Annotated in this window: 9 protein-coding genes and 3 pseudogenes; 5 read left to right on the plus strand and 7 right to left on the minus strand. The window is 66.4% G+C overall.

Annotation, left to right across the window (positions count from 1 at the left end):
- Nucleotides 1-380: 380 nt before the first annotated feature.
- The gene (locus IEZ15_RS41170; protein WP_189282093.1) at nt 381-1,181 is read left to right on the plus strand and encodes an HNH endonuclease signature motif containing protein; all 801 of its coding nucleotides are present in this window, start codon (nt 381-383) and stop codon (nt 1,179-1,181) included.
- A gap of 51 nt (nt 1,182-1,232) precedes the next feature.
- On the opposite strand, the gene IEZ15_RS41175 is transcribed toward IEZ15_RS41170, so the two are convergent.
- From IEZ15_RS41175 to IEZ15_RS41190, 5 genes and pseudogenes are all read right to left on the minus strand, one after another.
- Complete coding sequence (locus tag IEZ15_RS41175) at nt 1,233-1,889, minus strand: DUF2220 domain-containing protein (protein ID WP_189282094.1); 657 nt, start codon at nt 1,887-1,889, stop codon at nt 1,233-1,235.
- Between the two features lie 9 nt (nt 1,890-1,898).
- Nucleotides 1,899-2,078 (minus strand): annotated as a pseudogene (locus IEZ15_RS47520) (DUF3322 domain-containing protein); the annotation flags it as partial.
- Between the two features lie 2,494 nt (nt 2,079-4,572).
- Nucleotides 4,573-4,881 (minus strand): annotated as a pseudogene (locus IEZ15_RS47525) (ATP-binding protein); the annotation flags it as partial.
- Nucleotides 4,809-5,435 carry a DUF4194 domain-containing protein gene (locus tag IEZ15_RS41185; RefSeq protein WP_189282096.1) on the minus strand — a complete coding sequence of 209 codons (627 nt, stop codon included), beginning with the start codon at nt 5,433-5,435 and terminating at the stop codon, nt 4,809-4,811. The pseudogene IEZ15_RS47525 and the gene IEZ15_RS41185, both read right to left, overlap by 73 nt.
- Complete coding sequence (locus IEZ15_RS41190; RefSeq protein WP_229846498.1) at nt 5,432-6,913, minus strand: DUF3375 domain-containing protein; 1,482 nt, start codon at nt 6,911-6,913, stop codon at nt 5,432-5,434. The genes IEZ15_RS41185 and IEZ15_RS41190 overlap by 4 nt, the downstream gene beginning before the upstream one ends.
- A gap of 555 nt (nt 6,914-7,468) precedes the next feature.
- On the opposite strand from IEZ15_RS41190, the gene IEZ15_RS41195 reads away from it, so the two are divergent.
- Nucleotides 7,469-7,621, plus strand: a complete 153-nt coding sequence (locus tag IEZ15_RS41195; RefSeq protein WP_189282097.1) for a hypothetical protein — start codon at nt 7,469-7,471, stop codon at nt 7,619-7,621.
- Between the two features lie 105 nt (nt 7,622-7,726).
- On the opposite strand, the pseudogene IEZ15_RS41200 reads toward IEZ15_RS41195, so the two are convergent.
- Nucleotides 7,727-8,177 (minus strand): annotated as a pseudogene (locus IEZ15_RS41200) (integrase core domain-containing protein); the annotation flags it as partial.
- A 287-nt stretch (nt 8,178-8,464) separates the two neighbouring features.
- Here IEZ15_RS41200 and IEZ15_RS41205 point away from each other — a divergent pair.
- The 3 genes from IEZ15_RS41205 (at nt 8,465) to IEZ15_RS41215 (ending at nt 17,243) form a co-directional block, all read left to right on the plus strand.
- Nucleotides 8,465-9,019 (plus strand): DDE-type integrase/transposase/recombinase, encoded by a 555-nt coding sequence (locus tag IEZ15_RS41205; protein WP_268250505.1) that lies wholly within the window; start codon nt 8,465-8,467, stop codon nt 9,017-9,019.
- A 115-nt stretch (nt 9,020-9,134) separates the two neighbouring features.
- Nucleotides 9,135-11,294, plus strand: coding sequence for a hypothetical protein (locus tag IEZ15_RS41210; RefSeq protein ID WP_189282098.1), 2,160 nt, complete (start codon nt 9,135-9,137; stop codon nt 11,292-11,294).
- 18 nt (nt 11,295-11,312) lie between these two features.
- Nucleotides 11,313-17,243 carry an ATP-binding protein gene (locus IEZ15_RS41215; protein ID WP_189282099.1) on the plus strand — a complete coding sequence of 1,977 codons (5,931 nt, stop codon included), beginning with the start codon at nt 11,313-11,315 and terminating at the stop codon, nt 17,241-17,243.
- A 777-nt stretch (nt 17,244-18,020) separates the two neighbouring features.
- Here the strand turns inward: IEZ15_RS41215 and IEZ15_RS41220 are convergent.
- Nucleotides 18,021-19,052, minus strand: a complete 1,032-nt coding sequence (locus tag IEZ15_RS41220) for a site-specific integrase (protein WP_229846500.1) — start codon at nt 19,050-19,052, stop codon at nt 18,021-18,023.
- Nucleotides 19,053-19,145 lie beyond the last annotated feature (93 nt).

The raw sequence follows: 19,145 nt of genomic DNA on the forward strand, positions 1-19,145 counted from the left end.
CCTCTCCCTCCTGACCTTCCATCAAGATCAGGTTCAGGCGAAGACCACCAAGTGGGTCACTTTTGATCCGCCGTCAGAGGGTCAGAATTCAAGCGACGCCGAGAGGAGGAGACCGTGTATCCGCCGTCGCCTATCTACCGCGCGGATCGAGCGGTCCCCTTCTCAGCGGCACCCGATGCCGACGAAGCCCAAGCCATCCGCCATGCTGCGATCCGTTGGGCACAGGACGTCCTCGACGATCCCGATACGGTCATTCTGGCCGTCAGCGCCATCGGCTCACCTGCTCCGTCCACCCCGCCCCGGGAACGGGCCGTGCCCTACGAGATAGCACTCACCTCGGCCGTCGGCCGCAAGAGATGGCATCAATTCATCAACCCCGAATGGGAAGCGACATACCTGCAGCAGCTTCGACTCGGCCCTGCCGACCCGGAGGAACTCGAAGCCGCCCCCCCCGTTTCCGCGAGGTAGCTGACACCCTGCTGCGCAGACTCCAGGGCAAGCGCGTCGTCACCTACGGACGCAACCTCCAGTACGCCGCGATCTACACGGGGCTGGAGTACGCCTGGCTACGGGACGGCCTCCCCTACGGTGCCCTGTGGCCGGACACGGCGACCACACTCACGAAATTGAACCGCAGCCGCTGGGAGTGCGCGCGTCTGCGCCACGGCGAGTTCGACAACGACTGGGACTCGGCCGCAGGTCACTTCGCACTGCCGGCCGAGGAACCGGCCGCCGATGCACTCGACCGCTGCCGGATGACCGCTGTCCTCCTGCGCCGTATGGCAGTTCCGGCTCTGCGTTACGCGGAGCTGAATGCCCGGGCGGAGGGCGCCGTGCGGGACGGCAAGAGCCACCGCCGCCAACCCCAAGGTGGTCAGCGACTGAGCCGTATCGCCGCATCCCGCCATGCGGTGCTCGAGCGCAGCCAAGGGGGCTGCGAGAACCCCCGCTGCCCTGATCCCCGCTACACCTCGGCACTCAGCCGCAATGGCTCCTACCTGTTGGAAGTGGATCACATAGACGATCACGCCAAGGGGGGCGAGGACCTTCCCAAGGCGATGATCGCTCTGTGCCCGAACTGCCATGCCCTGAAGACCCGTGGGACGGTGACCGACGAGTTCCGTGCTCTCCTTCGTGCTACGGCCCTCGCCGGGCACCAGGAACTACTCGCCTCAGCGTGATGAACCTGCCCCTTCATCGGCACCGACAAGCCGGCTGATGGTGTGCGGTGCCTAGCGGAGCTCGTTCAGGGCGTCTTCGAGCAGGTGGAACCGCACGCGCTCCTGTTCGAGTCGCACGTTGGGGCCGAACTCGCCGTCCACGAGGTTGTCGTAGACATCAGCCTCGTCCGGCGTCAGCGTGCCGAGAGGCTGGTGGGTGGGCGTGTCTTCCTTCACCCACTGGCCGCGGTGCTCCAGGAGAGTGCTCCGGTCCATCAGGATGGACCGCGTATGCGGGAAGGCCCGACGCAGCCGGTCGAGGATGGTGAACCCGTGAGTGTCCAGGTCGCCCCAGTACACGAGGCGTACATCGTTCAGCCAGGTCAGGGCGGATAGTTGGGTGACGGCGTAGCCGCCGCCGTGGATCACGATGCTGTGGGGCTGGTCGGGGAAGGCAAGGTAGGTGGTTTCGTTCTCGACGACGTACACGGTCGTGACGCCGGGCGGTGGCACGGTGAACTCATGGGCACGGACTGAGAGTTCACTGAAGCCCGTCAGCGACTCGCCGCCGAGCAGCCGGAATCGCAGGTAGGCGGGCTTGCGCAGGAAGCGGAAGCGGGCGGCGAAGTCAGTGCGCGCGGCCTCGGTGTCGATGCGGTCGTCGGGAATGCACTGTTCGAGCAGGGTGGTCAGGATGGCGCGGTGGCGTTCGATGAACTTGGTGTCCACCCCAGGTACGTCGAGCTGCCGCAGGTAGACGGCTGGGCCGCGGAAGTCGGCGATCCAGCGGATCGTGTCCTGCAGGCGAGGCCAGTCGGCCTCCCGCTGGAGGACCTGCATGGGGTGGGCGATCATCCAGTCGATGAGAGCGGGCAGCGCTTCCTGGGTGGTGGTCAGCAGGGTTGATGTAGCGGCCAGGGTTGTAGTCGATGCCGGCCAGCGACTCGTTGATGGTGTGGATGCGTTCGCCGATCTCGTCGGCCCAGATGTTCAACTGCGCGTGGAATCCGGCGATTTCGCGGATCACGTTGGTCTTCAGGTAGGTGCGGAACTGGTCCTGGAAGCGCGGCAGGTCATCGGCAACGAGCTGCTGGTGCAGGGCACGGTATCCGGGAGCGGAGGCAACGGAGGCGTCGAGTTCGCTGGCCTCGACCTGATAGGTAGTGCGGAAGGAGCTCATCTGGGCGGCGATCGTCTGGGCGAGGCGGGTCTGCTCCTTGGCCCAGCGGTACTTGTGCGCCGTCATCTCCTCGCGTAGCCGGGTTTCGGCCTGCGCGCACTCCTGCGCGGTCCGGCACTCCAGGCGGGCGGTGGTCAAGCGCTGTTCGAGGGCCGGAAAGTGCGCCTGTGCAGCGCCGGCGGCCGGTTCGTCGAGTACCGCGCGGGCCTCGTCGCAGGCGCGTTCAGCGGCGTCGCGCTCGCCGTCGACCCGTCCCCAGCGCTGGCTGGCCTTCTCGTAGGCGGCCCCTTGTTCGGTGATTTGGTCGGCGATCTCGGTGAGGCGACGGGTGAGTTCGTCCATGTCCTCGGAGGCGGCTTGCAGGCGCTGCTTCTCCGCAGTCAGCTCGGTGATGCGCCGTACCGCGGACGGCCAGTCGATCTCGCCGTAGTCCAGCATCGCCGCCAGCCGGTCGAGGACCTTGTCACGGCTGATGGCGTCCTCGTACGCGGCTCCCAGCCCGCGCTTCTTCTTCTCCATCTCGCGCTGGGCGCCGTGGACCCGTCCCGCCTGATCCAGGAGGGCATCGATCTTCGCCTGGTTCGTCCAGCCGAGCACATACGTGCTGCGGTCGTCGATGCGGGTGGTGTCGTTCTTCTCGTGGCGGCCCCGCGCCCCCTTGATCAGCCCCTGTGCGGTGATGGCCAGTTCGGCGTGCCGGAAGTCCTCCATCGTCGGCACGCAGGCGTGGGAGGCACGGCGTTCGAGCTCGCCGGCCAGCCACGGGGCGAACGGCGAGTCCTCGCGCACTTCGAGCTTGGTGAACAGCGCCGTGGACGCACCGGTGGGCAGGCGCCGCGGCGGGAGCTTGTCCGGGACGCGGAAGTAGACCAGCTTCGTCCCCAGGTGGTGGTCGTTGATCCAGTCGGAGACGCGAGCGTACTGATCGCCGGGGACCAGGAGGGACACGGCGAAGCCGCGCAGCAGCCGCTCGGCGGCTCCGACCCACGCCTGTTCCTCGTCTCGGACCTGAATGAGTTCGCCAGCGAAGGGCAGGGCACTGTCCTCGATGCCGAGTTCGCGGCTCAGGCGGGCGCGTACCTCCAGCTGCTTGCGGGGGATGTTGCTGCGGCGCGAGCGCAGACTGATCAGGTCTGCATTGAGGTCCTCGGCCCGCTGATTCAGCTGTGCGGCCTCGACTGCGAGCGTCTCCAGGGCCGTGCGCGTCTCCTGTGTCGTCGCGGCGACGTCGTGCTGGGCCCGGGCGATCTCCTCAAGGCGGTCGGTGAACTGCGCCTGATCGGTGACCGGAGCCAGCTCTGCCTGCTCCAGCAGGGTTGCGTGCTGGCGGGCGCGCTTCTCCTGAGCGGCGCGCTGCTGCTCCGTCTCCTCGATCTGGCGCTCCAGTTCACCCAGGCGCCCGCCGCCCAGGCCCTCACGCTGCAGTTCCCACCGGCGTTCCTGGTCCCGCAGCCGCTCCAGCTCGTCCTTCGCGGTCTTCTTCTCACCCTCCAGGCGGGCGAGCATCCGCTCCGCCTCGGCGCGCTGGGCTTCGCGCAGCACCGACGTGCGCTGGGCGATGAAGTACCGCAGGGCGGCCTGCTGGGCGTCGGCCTCCTCGATGCGTGCGGCCAGGCCGTCGTAGGCATCGCAGTCCTCAAGCAGCGGGGTGAGGGCATCGACCTGGGCACGGGCCCGCTGAACGGAGTTGTAGGTGGTAGTCAGAGCGTCGAAGTGACTCACGATGTTGTCCGTCATCGCCGCCGCATCGAACGGTTCGAGCATGTGACTGCGCACGAACTCGTCCAGGCTGCCCACCGACTTCATCGACACCGTCTGATGGAAGAGCTCCAGCGCCTGCTCGGACTCGATGCCCATCCGGCGCCGGAAATCCTTGCTGTACGGCGGGAACGTCTTGTGGACGCGGACATCACCCACTTCGAGACGCTTCTTCAGCGCCCGCACCTCGGTGCCGAAGTCGGCGAAGTCTCCGGCGACGGACAGCGCACGGTCGGCGACGAGGAACAGCCGCTCGGGGCTGGTGGCGTTCCCGTCGGCCAGCCAGAACACCTGCCCCAGCGTGACGGTCGCCGCCAGCGCCGGGTTCGTGAACACGCCCAAAATGACGGAGTAGCTGCCCGGCTTGCGCAGCGCCACCGGCTTGGTGGTCCCGGTGGTCTCGTTGCGTTCGGACTTGTAGTGGCCCAGCACGTAGGAGCGCAGGCTGCGCTCGCCGCTCTCCGCACCGGCCGCCTTGTTGTAGGCGATCTTGCGGGCGGGCATGAACAGCGTGGTGATCGCATCCACCAGGGTGGACTTGCCGGAACCGATGTCACCGGTCAGCAGGGCGTTGGCGCCGCCGAGGCCGAACGACCACACGTGCTTGTCGAACGTGCCCCAGTTGTAGACCTCCAGACGCTCCAGCCGGAAGCCTGCCGCAGCCAGGTCGGTGGAGGCACTCGTGTCGGCGGGGCCGGGCTGGGCGGGGATCACTGCTGCTTCTCCTGGGGGGTGTGGGTGGCCGCGTACTGGGCCAGGTTCGTGTCGAAGTCGGCGAGCCACTGCCCGTCGACGAAGGCTTTGATGATCCGCTGCACCTCGAACAGCTGCTCCTGCCCGCGAGCGCGGCGCAGAAATTGCAGGTCCACCACTTTGTTGATGTGGCCGTCGATCTGGTCGACCAGGCGTGCCTCGTTGCTGCCGGCCGGGAGGAACATGCGGATCATCTCGACGATCTCGTCCCGGGTGATCATCAGGCGGGTGCCGTCGGCGCCCGCGTCGAACTCGGCGAGCCGCTTGCGCAGCAGCACGACCAGCAGACTGACGGGGTAGGACAGCGAGCGGCGGGGCATCAGCCGCGGAGGCGCCACGCGGAGATCGCGGACATCGTCCTCGTCGTCGGGTTTCGACTGGAGGAACGCGTAGCCCTCCATCTCGTCGATCACCACGCGCAGCCCCATGACGTCGACGTAGTCCTTCACGTCGGCACTGTGGTGCAGGAGGGCGTCCCAGGCCCGCTCGTGCTGGTCGCGGAAGACCGGGCCCTTGAGCAGTTGGTTGACCGGCAGCGAGAGAGTGTAGGGCTGCTGCGGGGTGGGGGTGGCAGGTGTGGTCATCGCCCCTCCTTCGGGCTGGCTACCCAGGCGATGCCGGGGCTGATGCGGGCAAAGGTGACCACGGGCACGGTGGCGACCTGCTGGACGTCGTCCTCGCCGATCCACGTGATCTCTTCTTGGCGGTGGTCGTCGAACACGGTGGTAAACCCGTCGTCCGGTAGCGCGAAGTAGGCGACCAGTTCGGCAAGCCCCTGCTCCAGGGGGTGCTCGCGCAGCGTCTCGGCCAAGGACACCTGCGTGCGCAAGCCCAGGGCGTGATGCACCGCGGCCGTGAGCCGGGCGGGATCCACATACACCGCCTCGAACAAGGCGTCAGCGGTGAACTCCTCGTCCCCCGCCTCGATGCCGGTGCTGTCGATCGGTGCCTTGACCACCGGCGTATACAAGGGCCGCTCCATCGGCAGGGCGATGGCCGGGGCTGCCGCATCGATCTCGGCGACCAGATTCACGCCCGGCACGTCGCGCAAGGCCAGGGCCTGCGTCTCGATCGCGCGCACCAGTTCCAGGACGCGGCGGTCTTCCGAGCGCACCTGGTCGTCCAGGAACCGGCGGAGCTGATCCGACAGCTGCCGCACCGTGGCCTGGGTGCGTTCGGCGGCCTCCAGCCAGTCCCGGGGCATGCGTCGCATGCGCGGGTCAGGCTCGTCGATGGCCTCCATGGCCTCGACCTCGGCCAGCAGCGTCTTGAGTTCGTCCTGACGGCTCGGGGCGAGCAGGAAGTCGTAGAACGCCTGGAAGGTCCGTCCCTGGTCCGACTCTGCGATGCTCTCGCGGCTGCCCAGCACCTCGTCCAGGAGTTCGCCCTTGGCCCCGTCCCACGCGGCGATCTTGCTCCGCAGGTCCCGGTCCAAGTCCCGGAAGTTCGCCTCAACCTCGCGGAAGTCGGCCAGCAGCCCATGCGCCGTCGTCGTCACCTGCTGGTAGCGGTCCCGCAGCGCCGCGCTGTCCAGGACGTCCACCTCGCCAGCCTCAACACGCTCGACTTCCCAGTCGATTTCATGCCGCCGCCGGGTGAGCTCCGCCAGTCGCGCCTCGGGGTCGGTTTCGGTGCCGAACGTCATCTGCCGCAGCAGATCAAAGATCGTATTCAGGCGCGACTCCGTACCGACGAACGAACGCTCTCCCAGCGACCGGACCCACGCGATCGCCTTCTCGACCGCGGCCGTGGCGTCGTAGTGCGGCTCGTCCGAATCCGGCGGGTAATACTTGCGCAGCCAACCGTTCCCCGGTGCCGACCAGTCATCCAGATACGCCTTCGCGGACTTGGGAAACGTGCCCTGCCCCAGCCGATCATTGAGGGCGAACAACTCGTCGTCCAGCCGTTCGACAAGCTCCGCACCGGCAATCGAGCGCGCTCCCTGCTCGACAAACACCTTGTTGAAGAAGCTCAGCATCAGCGCGGCGTTGTCGGCCTTCAGTAGCCGCCAAGCAGCGCTCTGCTTCCGCAGGGCGACCAGACGGTCGTAGTCCAACTCCATACATCCTGCCCTCTCACCACCCCAGCAAGTACGACCGCATTTCCCGCCAACAGCGAAAACGCACGCCCCACTCGGTCGGCACTCATGCCCGCGTAGCCGTGCACAGGCATTCCGCGCCGGCCACAAGGAACCGTAGAGGCCACCACTGACAATGGGACTCGGCCAGAGCCGACGACGGGATAGGCCAGGCTGCCTCGGGGAAGGAAAATGGCAGGCAAGAGGCCGGATACATCCGGATTCCGGATCGTTCCCATTCCTCGCCCTTACAGCCATTTACGAACACAATTTCGATTCCCCGGCCGGGGATTTTGGCTCGTCTACCGGTCCGCCGGCGCCCTGCGCCATCCGGGCGGACGCGAGGCCATGCCGTCGCATCTTGATCGCGCCCGGCGAGAGCTGGGTCGTGTTGCCGTCAACAGATCGGGCCACCGGAAAGCGCCACAGGTTACCTCAAGATCAGAAGAATCCGTGATCCGGTTGGGTTTTCTGCCGGAATTCCAGTCGTTGTTTCCCTGTGGCAGCCATGACGGCGCAAATACAGGGAGGGCCTCGCGGATGAACGGGCACATAGATCAACGGATGGTGCTGTTCATGCTCGTTGGATGCGGCACTGTGTACGTCGCCTTCGAGCACCCGTCGTTCGGTACCGCCCTCGTCGTCGGTGTCGCCGTGATGACACTGCTCCACCTCCTGATGCGGGGGCACTGACCCGCATGCCGGTCAACTTCGATGGCACGCGCTCAGGGTTCTCGACAGCCGCCCTTGTTCGCAGCCCAGAACAGCTAACCGGAGCAGAGCAAACCCCGTCGACCAGCCCGCGGCGTTCAGGATCCCCCAGACCGTGGACGGTGCGATCGGATGGCCCAGCCGGGCCAGTTCGCCCTGGATCCTTCGGTGCCCCCACCGGGGATTCTCGCCGGCCAGGCGCAGCACCAGCTTCCTGAGCGCGGCCACAGTCGGGGGTCGGCCGGTACGGCTGCGGCGGGCGGAGTAGTCCCACTTCTTGGCGATCAGCTTGCGGTGCCAGGCCAGCACGGTGCCAGGGGTGACGGGGAAGACGCCGGCCCAGCGGCGCCGTGGTATCAGCGAGGACAGCGCGGAGAACCAGAACCGGTCGGCCGACTCGTAGCGGACCGGGCCCTTGAGCTGACGGCGCAGGACAGTGTGTTCATGCCTCAGCACCAACGGCTCGGCGTCCTTGGCAGTGTCCCGGCGCAGCAGGACAGCCGGTATGGACAGCATCGTACAACAGCGACACGATCATCCGGACAGGGTCCCAGCCACCACCGACAACCATGGACACCGCTGCTCACCTGCAGCGATGACTTTACGAGCCCCACAAGATCCACATGGCAAGGCCCTCGAAGTACAGTGCGGAGTTCCGGTCCGACGCGGTGACGTTGCATCGCCGGGAACAGCCGGCGCACCGGCCGCGGCCGATCCCCGGTTTCGGTAACCGGAGATCTGGGGCACCGCCCCGTCGCCGGACCTGATCGGCCGGGACTTCACCGCCACTCGCCCCGGAACGAAAATCGTCGGGGACATCACCTAATCCCCACGGCCGGGGGCTGGCTCCTCGCCTCGTGGCTGGACCTGGCCACGCGCGAGATCATCGGGTACTCGATGGCCGACCACCATCGCGCTGAACTCGTCGTCGACGCCCTGGACATGGCCGTCGCGCTGGGCCGCCTGGAAGCCGGCTGCGTGATCCACAGTGATCGTGGATCGGGATACACCTCCGGTCAACTCCGCGACAGGAGCGGCAAGTTAGGACACCGACAGAGTATGGGCCGGACCGGGAGCTGCTTCGACAACGCCGCCGCGGAAAGCTTCTGGGCCGTACTCAAAGAGGAGATCGGCACCCGCTTCTGGCCCGACCGTGCCACCGCCCGCGCCGACATCTTCGACTTCATCGAGACCTTCTACAACAGACGCCGCCTGCGCAAGCACATCCACTGGGCCTCCTCACGCCCCACGAGACACGCCTGCGCTACCGGAAAGACCAAGCCCTCGCGGCATAACAACAACGTGCCCAAGATCACGGGGAAACTTCATTTTGCAGGAAAGAGCACCAAGTGGGGGGCGGATGTCCAAGTAGTGCGCTAAAAATCAGTACGGGACAGAAAGCGCGGGGGGGATACGTGATGTTGCCAATCACCTGTAGTGCGATCCGTGGTCGTCGCTGGGTCGCGACCGCGGGCCGGATACGGAGCCACCGGTGATGGGGCTGCCAGCGGCGAGTGCGCCGTTGTTCTTCCATGAGCTGACGCTGGGCTGCGACGCGCTGCCGGGTGGGGTGAAGGAGGAGTTGGTCTCCTTCCTCGAAGACGTGGCGCAGGTACGGCGTGGGCCTTTACACGTGTGCACCGCGTTCAATGCCGTGTACTTCGGATATGACCTTGATGCTGGCGCCTACAGCACAGGCATCCTTGACCCGGAGGCGTTCACTCTCCTGGGCTCCGATATCCGGAATCCGCTGCCGCCGGTGGGCTCCTTTGTGCGAATAGAGCGTGGGGCGCACTCATTGTGGGGAGAGGTCTGTGCGTCGTTCGGTGCCTCGCCCGACGTCGAGGAAGACGGATGGACTCCGGGCGCACTGTCGGGAGCGCCGTCTTCGGGTGGGTCGGAGGCCGCGCTCGCGCGTGCGGTAATTGACTGGGACGCTCTGGGAGCGTTGACGTCCGTTGAGCACAAGGAACTTGCCCGAATTCGTAGGTCCCCTGCTGGGGTAGTGGATCGGTGGGGCCACTTGGTGGGGACTGCCGACACGAGCGGTCTGATGTCGGGGCGGGACCACAGCGGGCTGTACCGGCAGTTCCTCATGGGCCCGGGACAGCGGCTGCTGGCGGCGGGAGACCTGGGCCCGTTACTCCAGGACTCTGCGGACAACGTGGCGGCGGAGCGTGCTCTGCAGGAGTGCTTCAGAACCTTGGAGGAGTTGTTGCGCCAGGCTCCGGGGTTGGCCATGTGGGACCTGTATGCGCAGCCTGTGGACCGGCATCAGCAGTTCGCTTCCGGCCCGGTGGCAGCAGAGATGGTGGATCGGTTCACACGACCGGCCCCGGGAGGTTCGCCACGCTACACCGCGGTATGGCCGGTGCTGGCTGGTTGGGAACGCGAGGTGGGTGCTGAGCACGCGTTGGAGCTCACCGCGGCGGCCTCGGCAGTGGTTGATGCCAACCTTGCGCTGGCCTTCCAGGCCACCGCAGGCGGTCTGCGCCGCAACGTGGACTTGCGGATCGATGACAGTTGGCAGCAGGGCGGCGTCTGGCGGGCTCAAACGCTGCCGGTCGACGCGGTGTTGGCGGACTGCGACCCGTTGACGCCAGCCGGCTTGGGGCATCTGGAGCACCTCGTACCTGGCGCTGCCAAACGCACGGGCAGCTCCAGCCCTAGGCAGACCAACTCTGTGGTGCATGTGGAACATCTAGACGAAGCGCTGCTGGTGGTTTCGGTGGCTCTGTCAGAGGCGGACCTGTCTGCCGGGCGACTACCGCTGCCGGGTGCGGTGCCGTCGCTGTTGGGCGAGGGGCCTTTGACGCTGGAGGTACATCACAGCGGCCAGCTGTTGGATCGTGATCTAGCCCGGCAGCATACGCAACGAGGACCCGGCGGGCTGGTATCCGTGAAGTGGCCGGATTCCTTCTATCCCGGCATCAAAATCACTGTGGCTGCTGCGCGCTCCGGCCGGCAGCTGATAGTCACCACGATGCTCCTACCGGATGCCGTGCGGGTGGGGGACGCTCTCCTGACCTGGTGCTTCGACCCGGTACTGCTGGCCGAGGCGTGGGGCCCGCTGGATATCCCACCCCCGGTGGGTCCCGGGCTGCCGACGCAGCGGCCGACCGGCGGGGGGCATCGGCCGCCGGTGACGGCACTGGAGGTACTGATCGTGGCGGCATTGTTGCGTGATGGCAGGATCGGTACGGCCCACACCCGGTCGTTGGACGGCCAGCAGTTGAGTGCGGCAATGTTCGGCCCGGATGTGGTCACGCCACCCTTGCTGTGGACGGTGATCCACACCTGCGAGGACATGGCGGCGGCTGGTCTCCTTACCCGCACGATGGTCGCTCACGACGGCGTGCTGCCGGAGGTGTTCACCTGGTGGCCCGACACCGAGGAGGCCCGAGAGGCACAGCGAATCGCCGGGGGCGCCGATACGGCCGCGCGGCAAATACGGCACTGGCGGCGCCCCTGGGAACGCAGGCTGCCGGACGGGCACAACGCCACCCCCGCTGCACGTGCGCGATATGCCCAGTGGCGTATCGAGGTCGACGGCCCTGATGCTGACACCGAGCTACCCGAGGGACACACATTTGTACGCGGCCATCGCAGGGGCGAGGGACAGGCCCCTGCCTGGCACCAGCATCTGCAGCGCTGAACTACTGAAAGGAATCCTGTGGCACGCCGCACACCGCGTACCCCGCATCACACCCTTACTGAGCCGCAACGCACCCAGTACTTGGCCCTGGAGCAGGCCGTCGCAGAACTGCCCGACCCCGTCGGGGATGTGCTGGCACTGGTCACCGAGGAGCAGCTCTCCTCGATGTTAGAACGCCTCAGCCGTAAGAACCGCACGGCGGTTCTGCAGGAGTTGCGCACTCCATCGGTCGGGCAACCGAGCACCCACGCGGTGCGGCAGGCCCTGGGAGCCTTGCGGCGCAGCGAAGGGGCTCAACAGACATACACCATCGGCACGCTCACCCAGCCCACGCTTGACGGTATGTGGGACGGACTGTCCACCTGGTTGGAACAGGGGTCTGACCAAGACCTTTCCGGATTGGAGGAGCTGGCTCCGGACCGGACCGTACTGCTGCTTACCGGTCTGGTGCAGTGGAGGGTCACACATCTTGCGGTCCCATTGCTGCACTTGGTGCTGCGCGACCATCCCCTGTCGTCATGGCCTGCCGAGGGTGCCGACGCCATTGTGCGGGCCTGCCAGGCATTCGAGGAAGCCCATCGAAGCCGTCCGGTCGACAGCACGCCGTCCGAACCAGTTCCTCGGCCGGTGGAGCCGCCCGTCGATAGGGAGGAACCCGCGGTACCGGATGAACCTGTCAGCACCATCGATCTGAGTACCACAGCAGCCTGTACCACCCAGGCCGAACGATTGCGTGATGCCTTTGCGTCGGCCTCCCAGGTCGTGTCCGAGGCTGCGACCTTGCTGACGGGAGGCAGGGTGGTGCCCCCTGAGCTGCTACAACCTGTCGGGCAGGTAGGGCAGGTTGTCGATGAGGTGCACGCGGCAGTAGCGCTGGCACTGCACGAGCCCGGACCGTATCCGGAGCAGGACCTTCCGGGCCTGTTGGAGGCGCTGGAGACACTGGGAGCTGCGGCTGACCAGGATCATGCACTACGGGAGATCCTGCAGCGCGTCGCAGCGGCGAGCGGCCCAGGGGGACACCCAGCGATCGCACAACTTCGCACAGCCTCAGAGTCGTTGTTGGCCGTCGGCAAGTGGACTCCTCAACAGGTTCAGGAGGCTGGATGTCTGGCTACGGTCGCGGAGCTGGCGTACGCGGTGGAGTCGGACGATGACGATGGTGCCGACGCGCTGACCGAACGACTGCGTCAGACACTGCCCCCGACTATCGCGCCTGTGTTGACCTTGATCCTGCGCGGCAAGGCCGTCGTTCCATCTGTTTCCACCAGCGCCGACCCGACAAACGGGAACGATCCAGGAGGCGCGCACGAACCGGCACCACAAGGATCGGCTTCCTTCGAACTCTCGCCCCTCCAGGAACCAGGTGGCATCTCGCCCAGCGACAACGCGGAGTCCCCAGACACTGATGCATCGCTGATCCCAATCCCCCGTCACGGGCTCGACGTCGAGCCAGGAGCTCTGGCGGCTGGTTCTTGCAAGCCCGCACCGCCCCCAGCGGCGCCGTCGGCGGACCGCACTGTGACTGTCGATAAGCAATGCACACCAGTGCAACCAGCTGCCGCCCACGCCACGGCAGAACCTACAGTCACGAAGCCAGATACGCCTGCCAGTCCTCCTGCTCCTGCTGCCTCTCCCGTCCTTGCCGATCTGACGGCGCGGGGCCAGCTAGCTCTGGCTCACCACGCCGCTAACTCTCTCGGCCACCTAGCCACCGCCTCGGCGCTGCGCTCCCTGGCCCTGGCCGAGGCTATGCGCTCGGACACCGGCGCCTGTGCTCATGAACTACGTGCGGCGGTGACCGATCAGCTGCAGCACGGTGTGCCGGACTCCTTGGCCGATCAGCTGATCGTGTTGGCCGCCGCCGTCCGGTCCGGTCTGCTCGCCGGAGATCCCGACAGTGGCGAGCTCGCCTTGAAGATCGCTGCGCAGTGGCACGACCTGCCCGGAACCAGCGCGGTCGCTACCGCGATCGGTCACGCGTCCGCCCGGGGACAGTTGTCTGGACGAACCACTCTCAACGTCCTGGCCGCCCGGCCCGATACAGGTGATGACCTCGCCGTCATCTGCGACACCGCCCGCGCCGAACTGCGCACCGGCCCCAACCTCAGTAACCTGCGGGCAAAGCAGTTCGTCGAACAGTGGTGGGCGCCCGAAGGCAGAATCGGCGCCCTGCTGCACGCAGTGGCCGATGACCGGCGGGACGTGGCAACCACCACCCGACAGCAACTGCGGGACCTGGGTGCGCCAGGGTCACTGTCCGCCTTCTTGGATGCTGACGACAAAGCAGCCCGAGGCACATCCCGCAAACTCAAGAACGCTGCCCGCTCGCGAATCCTGCAGCACGCCGCCAACTCCCTGGACGTAGTCCAACAGTGGCTGGTCCTCATCGCCCAGGCCCAACCCCGTGCAACCGATCCTCTCTCGTTCCTGCACGAGGCGGTCCAACCGCACCGCCAGCGCATGATCGGTGAGCTGACCGCTCTGACCGAGACCGACCCGAAATCCCTTACCGCGGCCGCGGCGCGGAGCTGCTTGGCGAGCCTTGAGACAACGGCGCGGCTGTTGGCAGGCGGAACTCTCACCGGCACCGAACCTGAACCGTCCACCGTCCTGAACAGTGACCTACTGCGGGCCCCCGATCTGGAGCTCAACTCCCGCCTGATCCCGTCCAGTACCCCGACACTGAACGACGTCACAGCTGCCGACCGCGCCGACTGGACCCAGGCGGTGCGCGCAAATATCGACCGGGAGAACTACGCCATCGCCCGGATCGCCCTGGACGCACTGGAACAAGCGGACACTACTTCCCCAACACTGACAGACGAACTGCGTGCCATATTGCACACCCGGCGTGCCCATAGTGGCAGCGCGATCAGAACCCTGCACGGCGAACTGACCCGCGATATCGACACCGCTACCCGGCTGGGCCGGGTACCCGAGCCCGGGCGCGCCCGTATCACCGCCCGAATGGAAGCCGCATACAGCGCGCTGGCCGGCGATGCTCTCGGTGCTGTCCGCCGCGAGTGTGAGGCCATGCGCACGGAACTCACTGTATTGGGTGCTGAGGCTGCCCGGTCCCTGCAGGAACGGGCCACCGTGGAGCTCAACGAGGCTGACGCGCCCACCCAACTAACCGACGCTGTAAGACAGCTGATCGTCGAGGGTGACCTCGCGACGGCCGAAGAGTACTTGCTGGCGGCCCGCGAGGGGAACACACCGCCACGTGCGCAGCACACCGCGCTTGCCGACTTCGATACCTTTTTCCCTGCGGTCCCACAAGCCTTGGCCGACGGCATCACCCCCGCGGTGATCACCGCCGCCGAGAACGGCACGAGCCTGGGCCCTTTGGACTTCGGCCCCCTGTCCCCCGGTGATCGTAAAATCGCCGTGGCCGCGCTGACCGCCTGGCACCACGTCGCCACCCGGTGGGCCCAGGTTCGCACCAACACCTACGTACTGAGCCCGGCCCTGCGTCTGGCCGGTATCGAATACGAGCGCGAGGCCGATCCCGGCCTGCCGGTCGCCTCAAACCTGCGCCGATGGGTCGATCTGCGCGACGTGACACTAATCGGCAAGGTTCGCCTGCCGGCTTTCGGTACGCAAGCGGACGGCCGACTGCGGCTACTGATGACGTCCGAGGTCACCGATGCTGCCAAGCTCCTCGCCTGGGTCCAGCAAGATCCCAGTTCCATCCCCGTCGTGATCGCGTTCATCGGCACCCTGTCTCCCGCTCAACGCAGAGCCCTGGCCGCCGCGTGCGCCGAACATCCCGCTAAACCCCTGCTGGTACTGGACGCTGCCGCTCTGGCCTACCTGGCCTCCCGCGGCAGCGGCCAGTTCACCTTGACCGAACGCATCCTGGCCCCGTTCAGCGCCATCAATCCCTACACTCCCGACGCCAACGAAGCCGTGCCGGAGGAGATGTTCTACGGTCGCGCCGAGGAACTGTCCGCCGTCACCGACCAGCACGGTGTCAGTCTCTTGTACGGCGGGCGCAGGCTGGGAAAGTCGGCCCTCCTACGGGCCGCCGGTCGCCGCCACGCCCTCACCGAAGGTCATGTCGCCCTCTACCTGCCGCTGCCCAGCAGCCTGGCTTCAGGCACAGAGGAAATCTGGGACATGATCTCCACCGAGCTAGGTCGGGCAGGGATCGGTCTGGCCCCCGGCCGGCGCGCCTCCACCGCGTTTCGGCGTGTTCGGGATGCCATCACGGCCTGGCTCGATCAAGACCGGACTCGACGGTTGCTGCTCCTGCTCGACGAGTGCGACTCCTTCTTCGACGCCGAAGCCGACGCCGGCTTCCCTCAGACCACCCGCCTGCGGGACCTGATGAGCGCGACCGAACGCCGCTTCAAGCCCGTCTTCGCCGGCTTGCACCAGGTCCAGCGCTTCGCCGGCCTACCCAACCAACCCCTCGCTGAGGCGCACTTCGGTAGAGCCCTGGGCATCGGGCCTCTCTCCCCCGGCCCTGCCTACCGCCTATTGCAGGAGCCCGCCGAGGTCTTGGGGATCAACTTCGCGCACGACAGCCTCATCCACCGCCTGCTGGCTTACTGCAACTACCACCCGAAACTCCTGCAGGTCGCTGGCGAGGCCCTCGTCAGCGAAGCGCTGGCCAGCCGCACGCCCGACGGGCCACCCTGGACCATCGACAACGACATCCTCGAACGCGTTATCGGCTCCCCGGACCTGCGACGTCGTATCCGCGATACCGTACGCCTCAACCTCAATCTCGACCCCCGCTACAAGGTCATCGCACTGCTCATCGCGCACAACGCCCACACGCACGGCGTCGAACACAGCATGAGCACGCGCGCCCTTCGCCAGCAGTGCGCTGAATGGTGGCCCGAGAGCTTCACCCACCACACGGCCGACGAGTTCCGTGTCCTGCTGGAAGAGATGGTGGGCCTGGGTATCCTGGCCGCCGAACGCGACGGTTGGCGCCTACGCTCCTCCAACGTCCTGCGGCTTTTGGGTACCCCAGACGCCATTGAGGAAGAACTGCACGCTCACGACCCCAACGACACCTCCACCCGTCTGTCCATCAGCCAGGCTCGGCGTCCGCTTCCCGGCGCCCGTATCAGTCCCCTGACGGAGCAGCAGATTGCAGGTCTGGTACGCCGCAATAATGCGCTGCGCATCGTGCTCGGCACCGACGCCACCTGCCTCGATGACGTCACCTCTGCGTTGGCCGACCAGCAACAACGCACCCCCAGCGAGCTGGCACCCCTGATCCAACCAGCCACACCCCACGCCTACCGCCAGGCGCTGAGCGCAGGCAAGGCCCACAGCCCTCACCGGCTGATCGTCAGTGACATGCGACGTTTCCAGCCCGACGCCGTCGATACCGCTTTGCGCGACGCCATCACCCGCCAACCCTCCTCCGGCGTCACCCGCTGCGTCATCGCCCTCATTGACGCCGGGAATCGCGAACACCTTGAGGTCCTGTCCCACTACGCGGAAGAGGACATTCTTGTTCCCCTGCAACGCGCCACCGCCGAAGGCATTCGCAGTTGGGTCACCCCCACCGATGTCCTGACCGCCTTCAACGCCCCGGAAGACCGTCGCCGCCTCTTCTCCACGACCGGCGGTTGGCCAATTCTGCTCAATCAAGCCGCCGAGCTGGCCGCCACGAGGCACAGCGCACGCGACATCTGCCGCACCCTGCACGATGCCCTCGCCACACCCGCCGGTGCCAACCAGCTTCTGGAAGCAGCCGCCCTCACCGGTCCGGCATTGCAGGGCATCCTGCACGACCTGTCCGAACTCGACGAGCCACTGTCCGAAGACGACCTCGTCGACCTCCTCACTTCAGACCACCCCGACGCCGCTGACTCTCTGGCCACCCTGCGCCACCTGTCAGCCCTGACCGAGACACCCGGGACCGACGACTCCGCGCTGGAAGCAACCATCGCTACTGCCTGGCGTGCACACGGACCACGCTAACCATCGCAGCGACATGCAAAAACACTGCTCCCCCGTCGACGAGAAGCTGGTCCAGCGGATCCGCGCCGCCGAGGTCACCCCGGTGCCGTTCGCCGCATTCGTCCACGGGGGGCTCCAAACTGCACCGCTACCACGGTGACGCGCGCGCCGCACGGGTCAGTGACCACCGCTCCTTTCTGGACGCCCGCGTCTTCGTCGCGGGCTCGTCCGACCACCCGTCGGGTTCCCCTTGAGTCGCTGCTCGCCCTCCAGACGATGGTGACCCGGCGTACCAGCGGGGGCGATGTCCTCGGCGCCGGCAGGGCCCTGACGGTCCGTGAGGCTTTAAGCGTTTACACCATCGCTTGGGCGCGCCACAGGCGAGTCCCAGCTCAAGGGCCGCGGACGCATTGCAGCAACCGGGGCTCTCACTGCTCGCCCTGTCCTTTTCTGCCTCGCATACGAAGCGAACCACCGCCGAATGGCACCAAGATCCGGGCCATTCCCGGACCACCTCGCCCACGAGGAACGAAAGATTCAACGTTTCCGCTGGTCAGCGACATGCATGACGTGTACCACCAGCAGACGAAGAATCTTCTGGTGTCCTATTCACCGAAGAAGCTGGGCTTCTTCTAGACGCACGAGAAAAGGCGCCTGACCTGGGCTTTCACCCGTCAGGCGCCTTTCACTCAGCCCGCTCTCGACCGAGCCCGGCTTGCGTGCTAGCTCCCATTTCCTCCCACTGCTGTACCCCTCCCGACCAGTGCTTCCGGACCAGTCACGGACCAAACCCCCGGTTCAGCCCTCGGGTGCGTCACCTTGGCTGACGCGCTGCCACTCGTTCATGGACTGCTCGATGAGGCGGTTCGCCTGCTCTCGAAGGCCGTCGAGGAACTTGGCGTAGTGGCGAAAGAGAACCTCGATGCTCTGACCGGCGCGGCGGCGGGCGCATTCGGCCGGGTCCACTCCGGAGTAGAGCCAGAACGAGATCCCGGCGTGCCGGAGATCGTAAGGTCGCTTGGCCAGACGAGAAGTCCGCTCGGTACGAGTCAGGGCGTGCTCCCGGGCCCGCGCCCACGTGATGCCGTAGGCGGCAGCGTCCACGTAGTTGCCAGCCTGGTTCCGGAAGAGTCGACCGTCGGGTGCCACATTGAACCGTTTCACATGGACACGCAGCATGCGTACGAATTGCGGCGGGATGGGAATAGGTCGCGTTGCGCTTGCCGCGCGACGCTTGAGCGAGTGCACCTCGTGCACCTCACCGTCGTCGGTCCACTCCTTGCCAGACGTGACAACCCCGCCCGAGAGGTTGAGCATCCCCCATCCAGTCTTCGGCAAGTGACATTGATCGATCCGAAGATGGATGACCTCAGCTGGCCGCATAGCCGCGAAGTACATGCAGCCGAAGAACGCCTCAAGATGAGGACCCCGCCCACGCTGGCGAGCAACGGACTCGAGCAGGCGAAGCACCTGGGCCGGATTGGGAACGGCGGCCGGATCCACCTCTTCATTGACTGCTGGCGCTTTCCACCGTAGACCGTTGAGGGGGTTTTCCGCGAAGTACCCCTTCTCCACCGCAGTGTTGAGAGCTTCGTTGAACGCAGCCCTCTTGCGTCGGGCTGTCTTGGCCGCAGCCGCCTTGCCGTCCAGTTTGCGGCACATCGCATCGAGGGCCCGCCTCAGAACGTCGGCCTCCGCGAGGGCGCTGACCGGCAGCGAGTTCCGCTTCATCCAGTCCAGCGCGTGGAGCCACTCCTCGGTGGGCTCGCACTGCCAGGCTTTCTTGTTGAATGCCCACGAGTACAGGGCACGCCGTAGTTGAAGTTCCACCCTCGGCCTGGACAGCCTGATACTGGGACGACAGGTCCCGGAGGAAGCAGTTCCAGGTAGTGAGCAAGAAGAGCAATACGAGCAAGCGGTACA

It is taken from the genome of Streptomyces atratus, assembly GCF_014648655.1.
Lineage (GTDB): Bacteria > Actinomycetota > Actinomycetes > Streptomycetales > Streptomycetaceae > Streptomyces > Streptomyces atratus.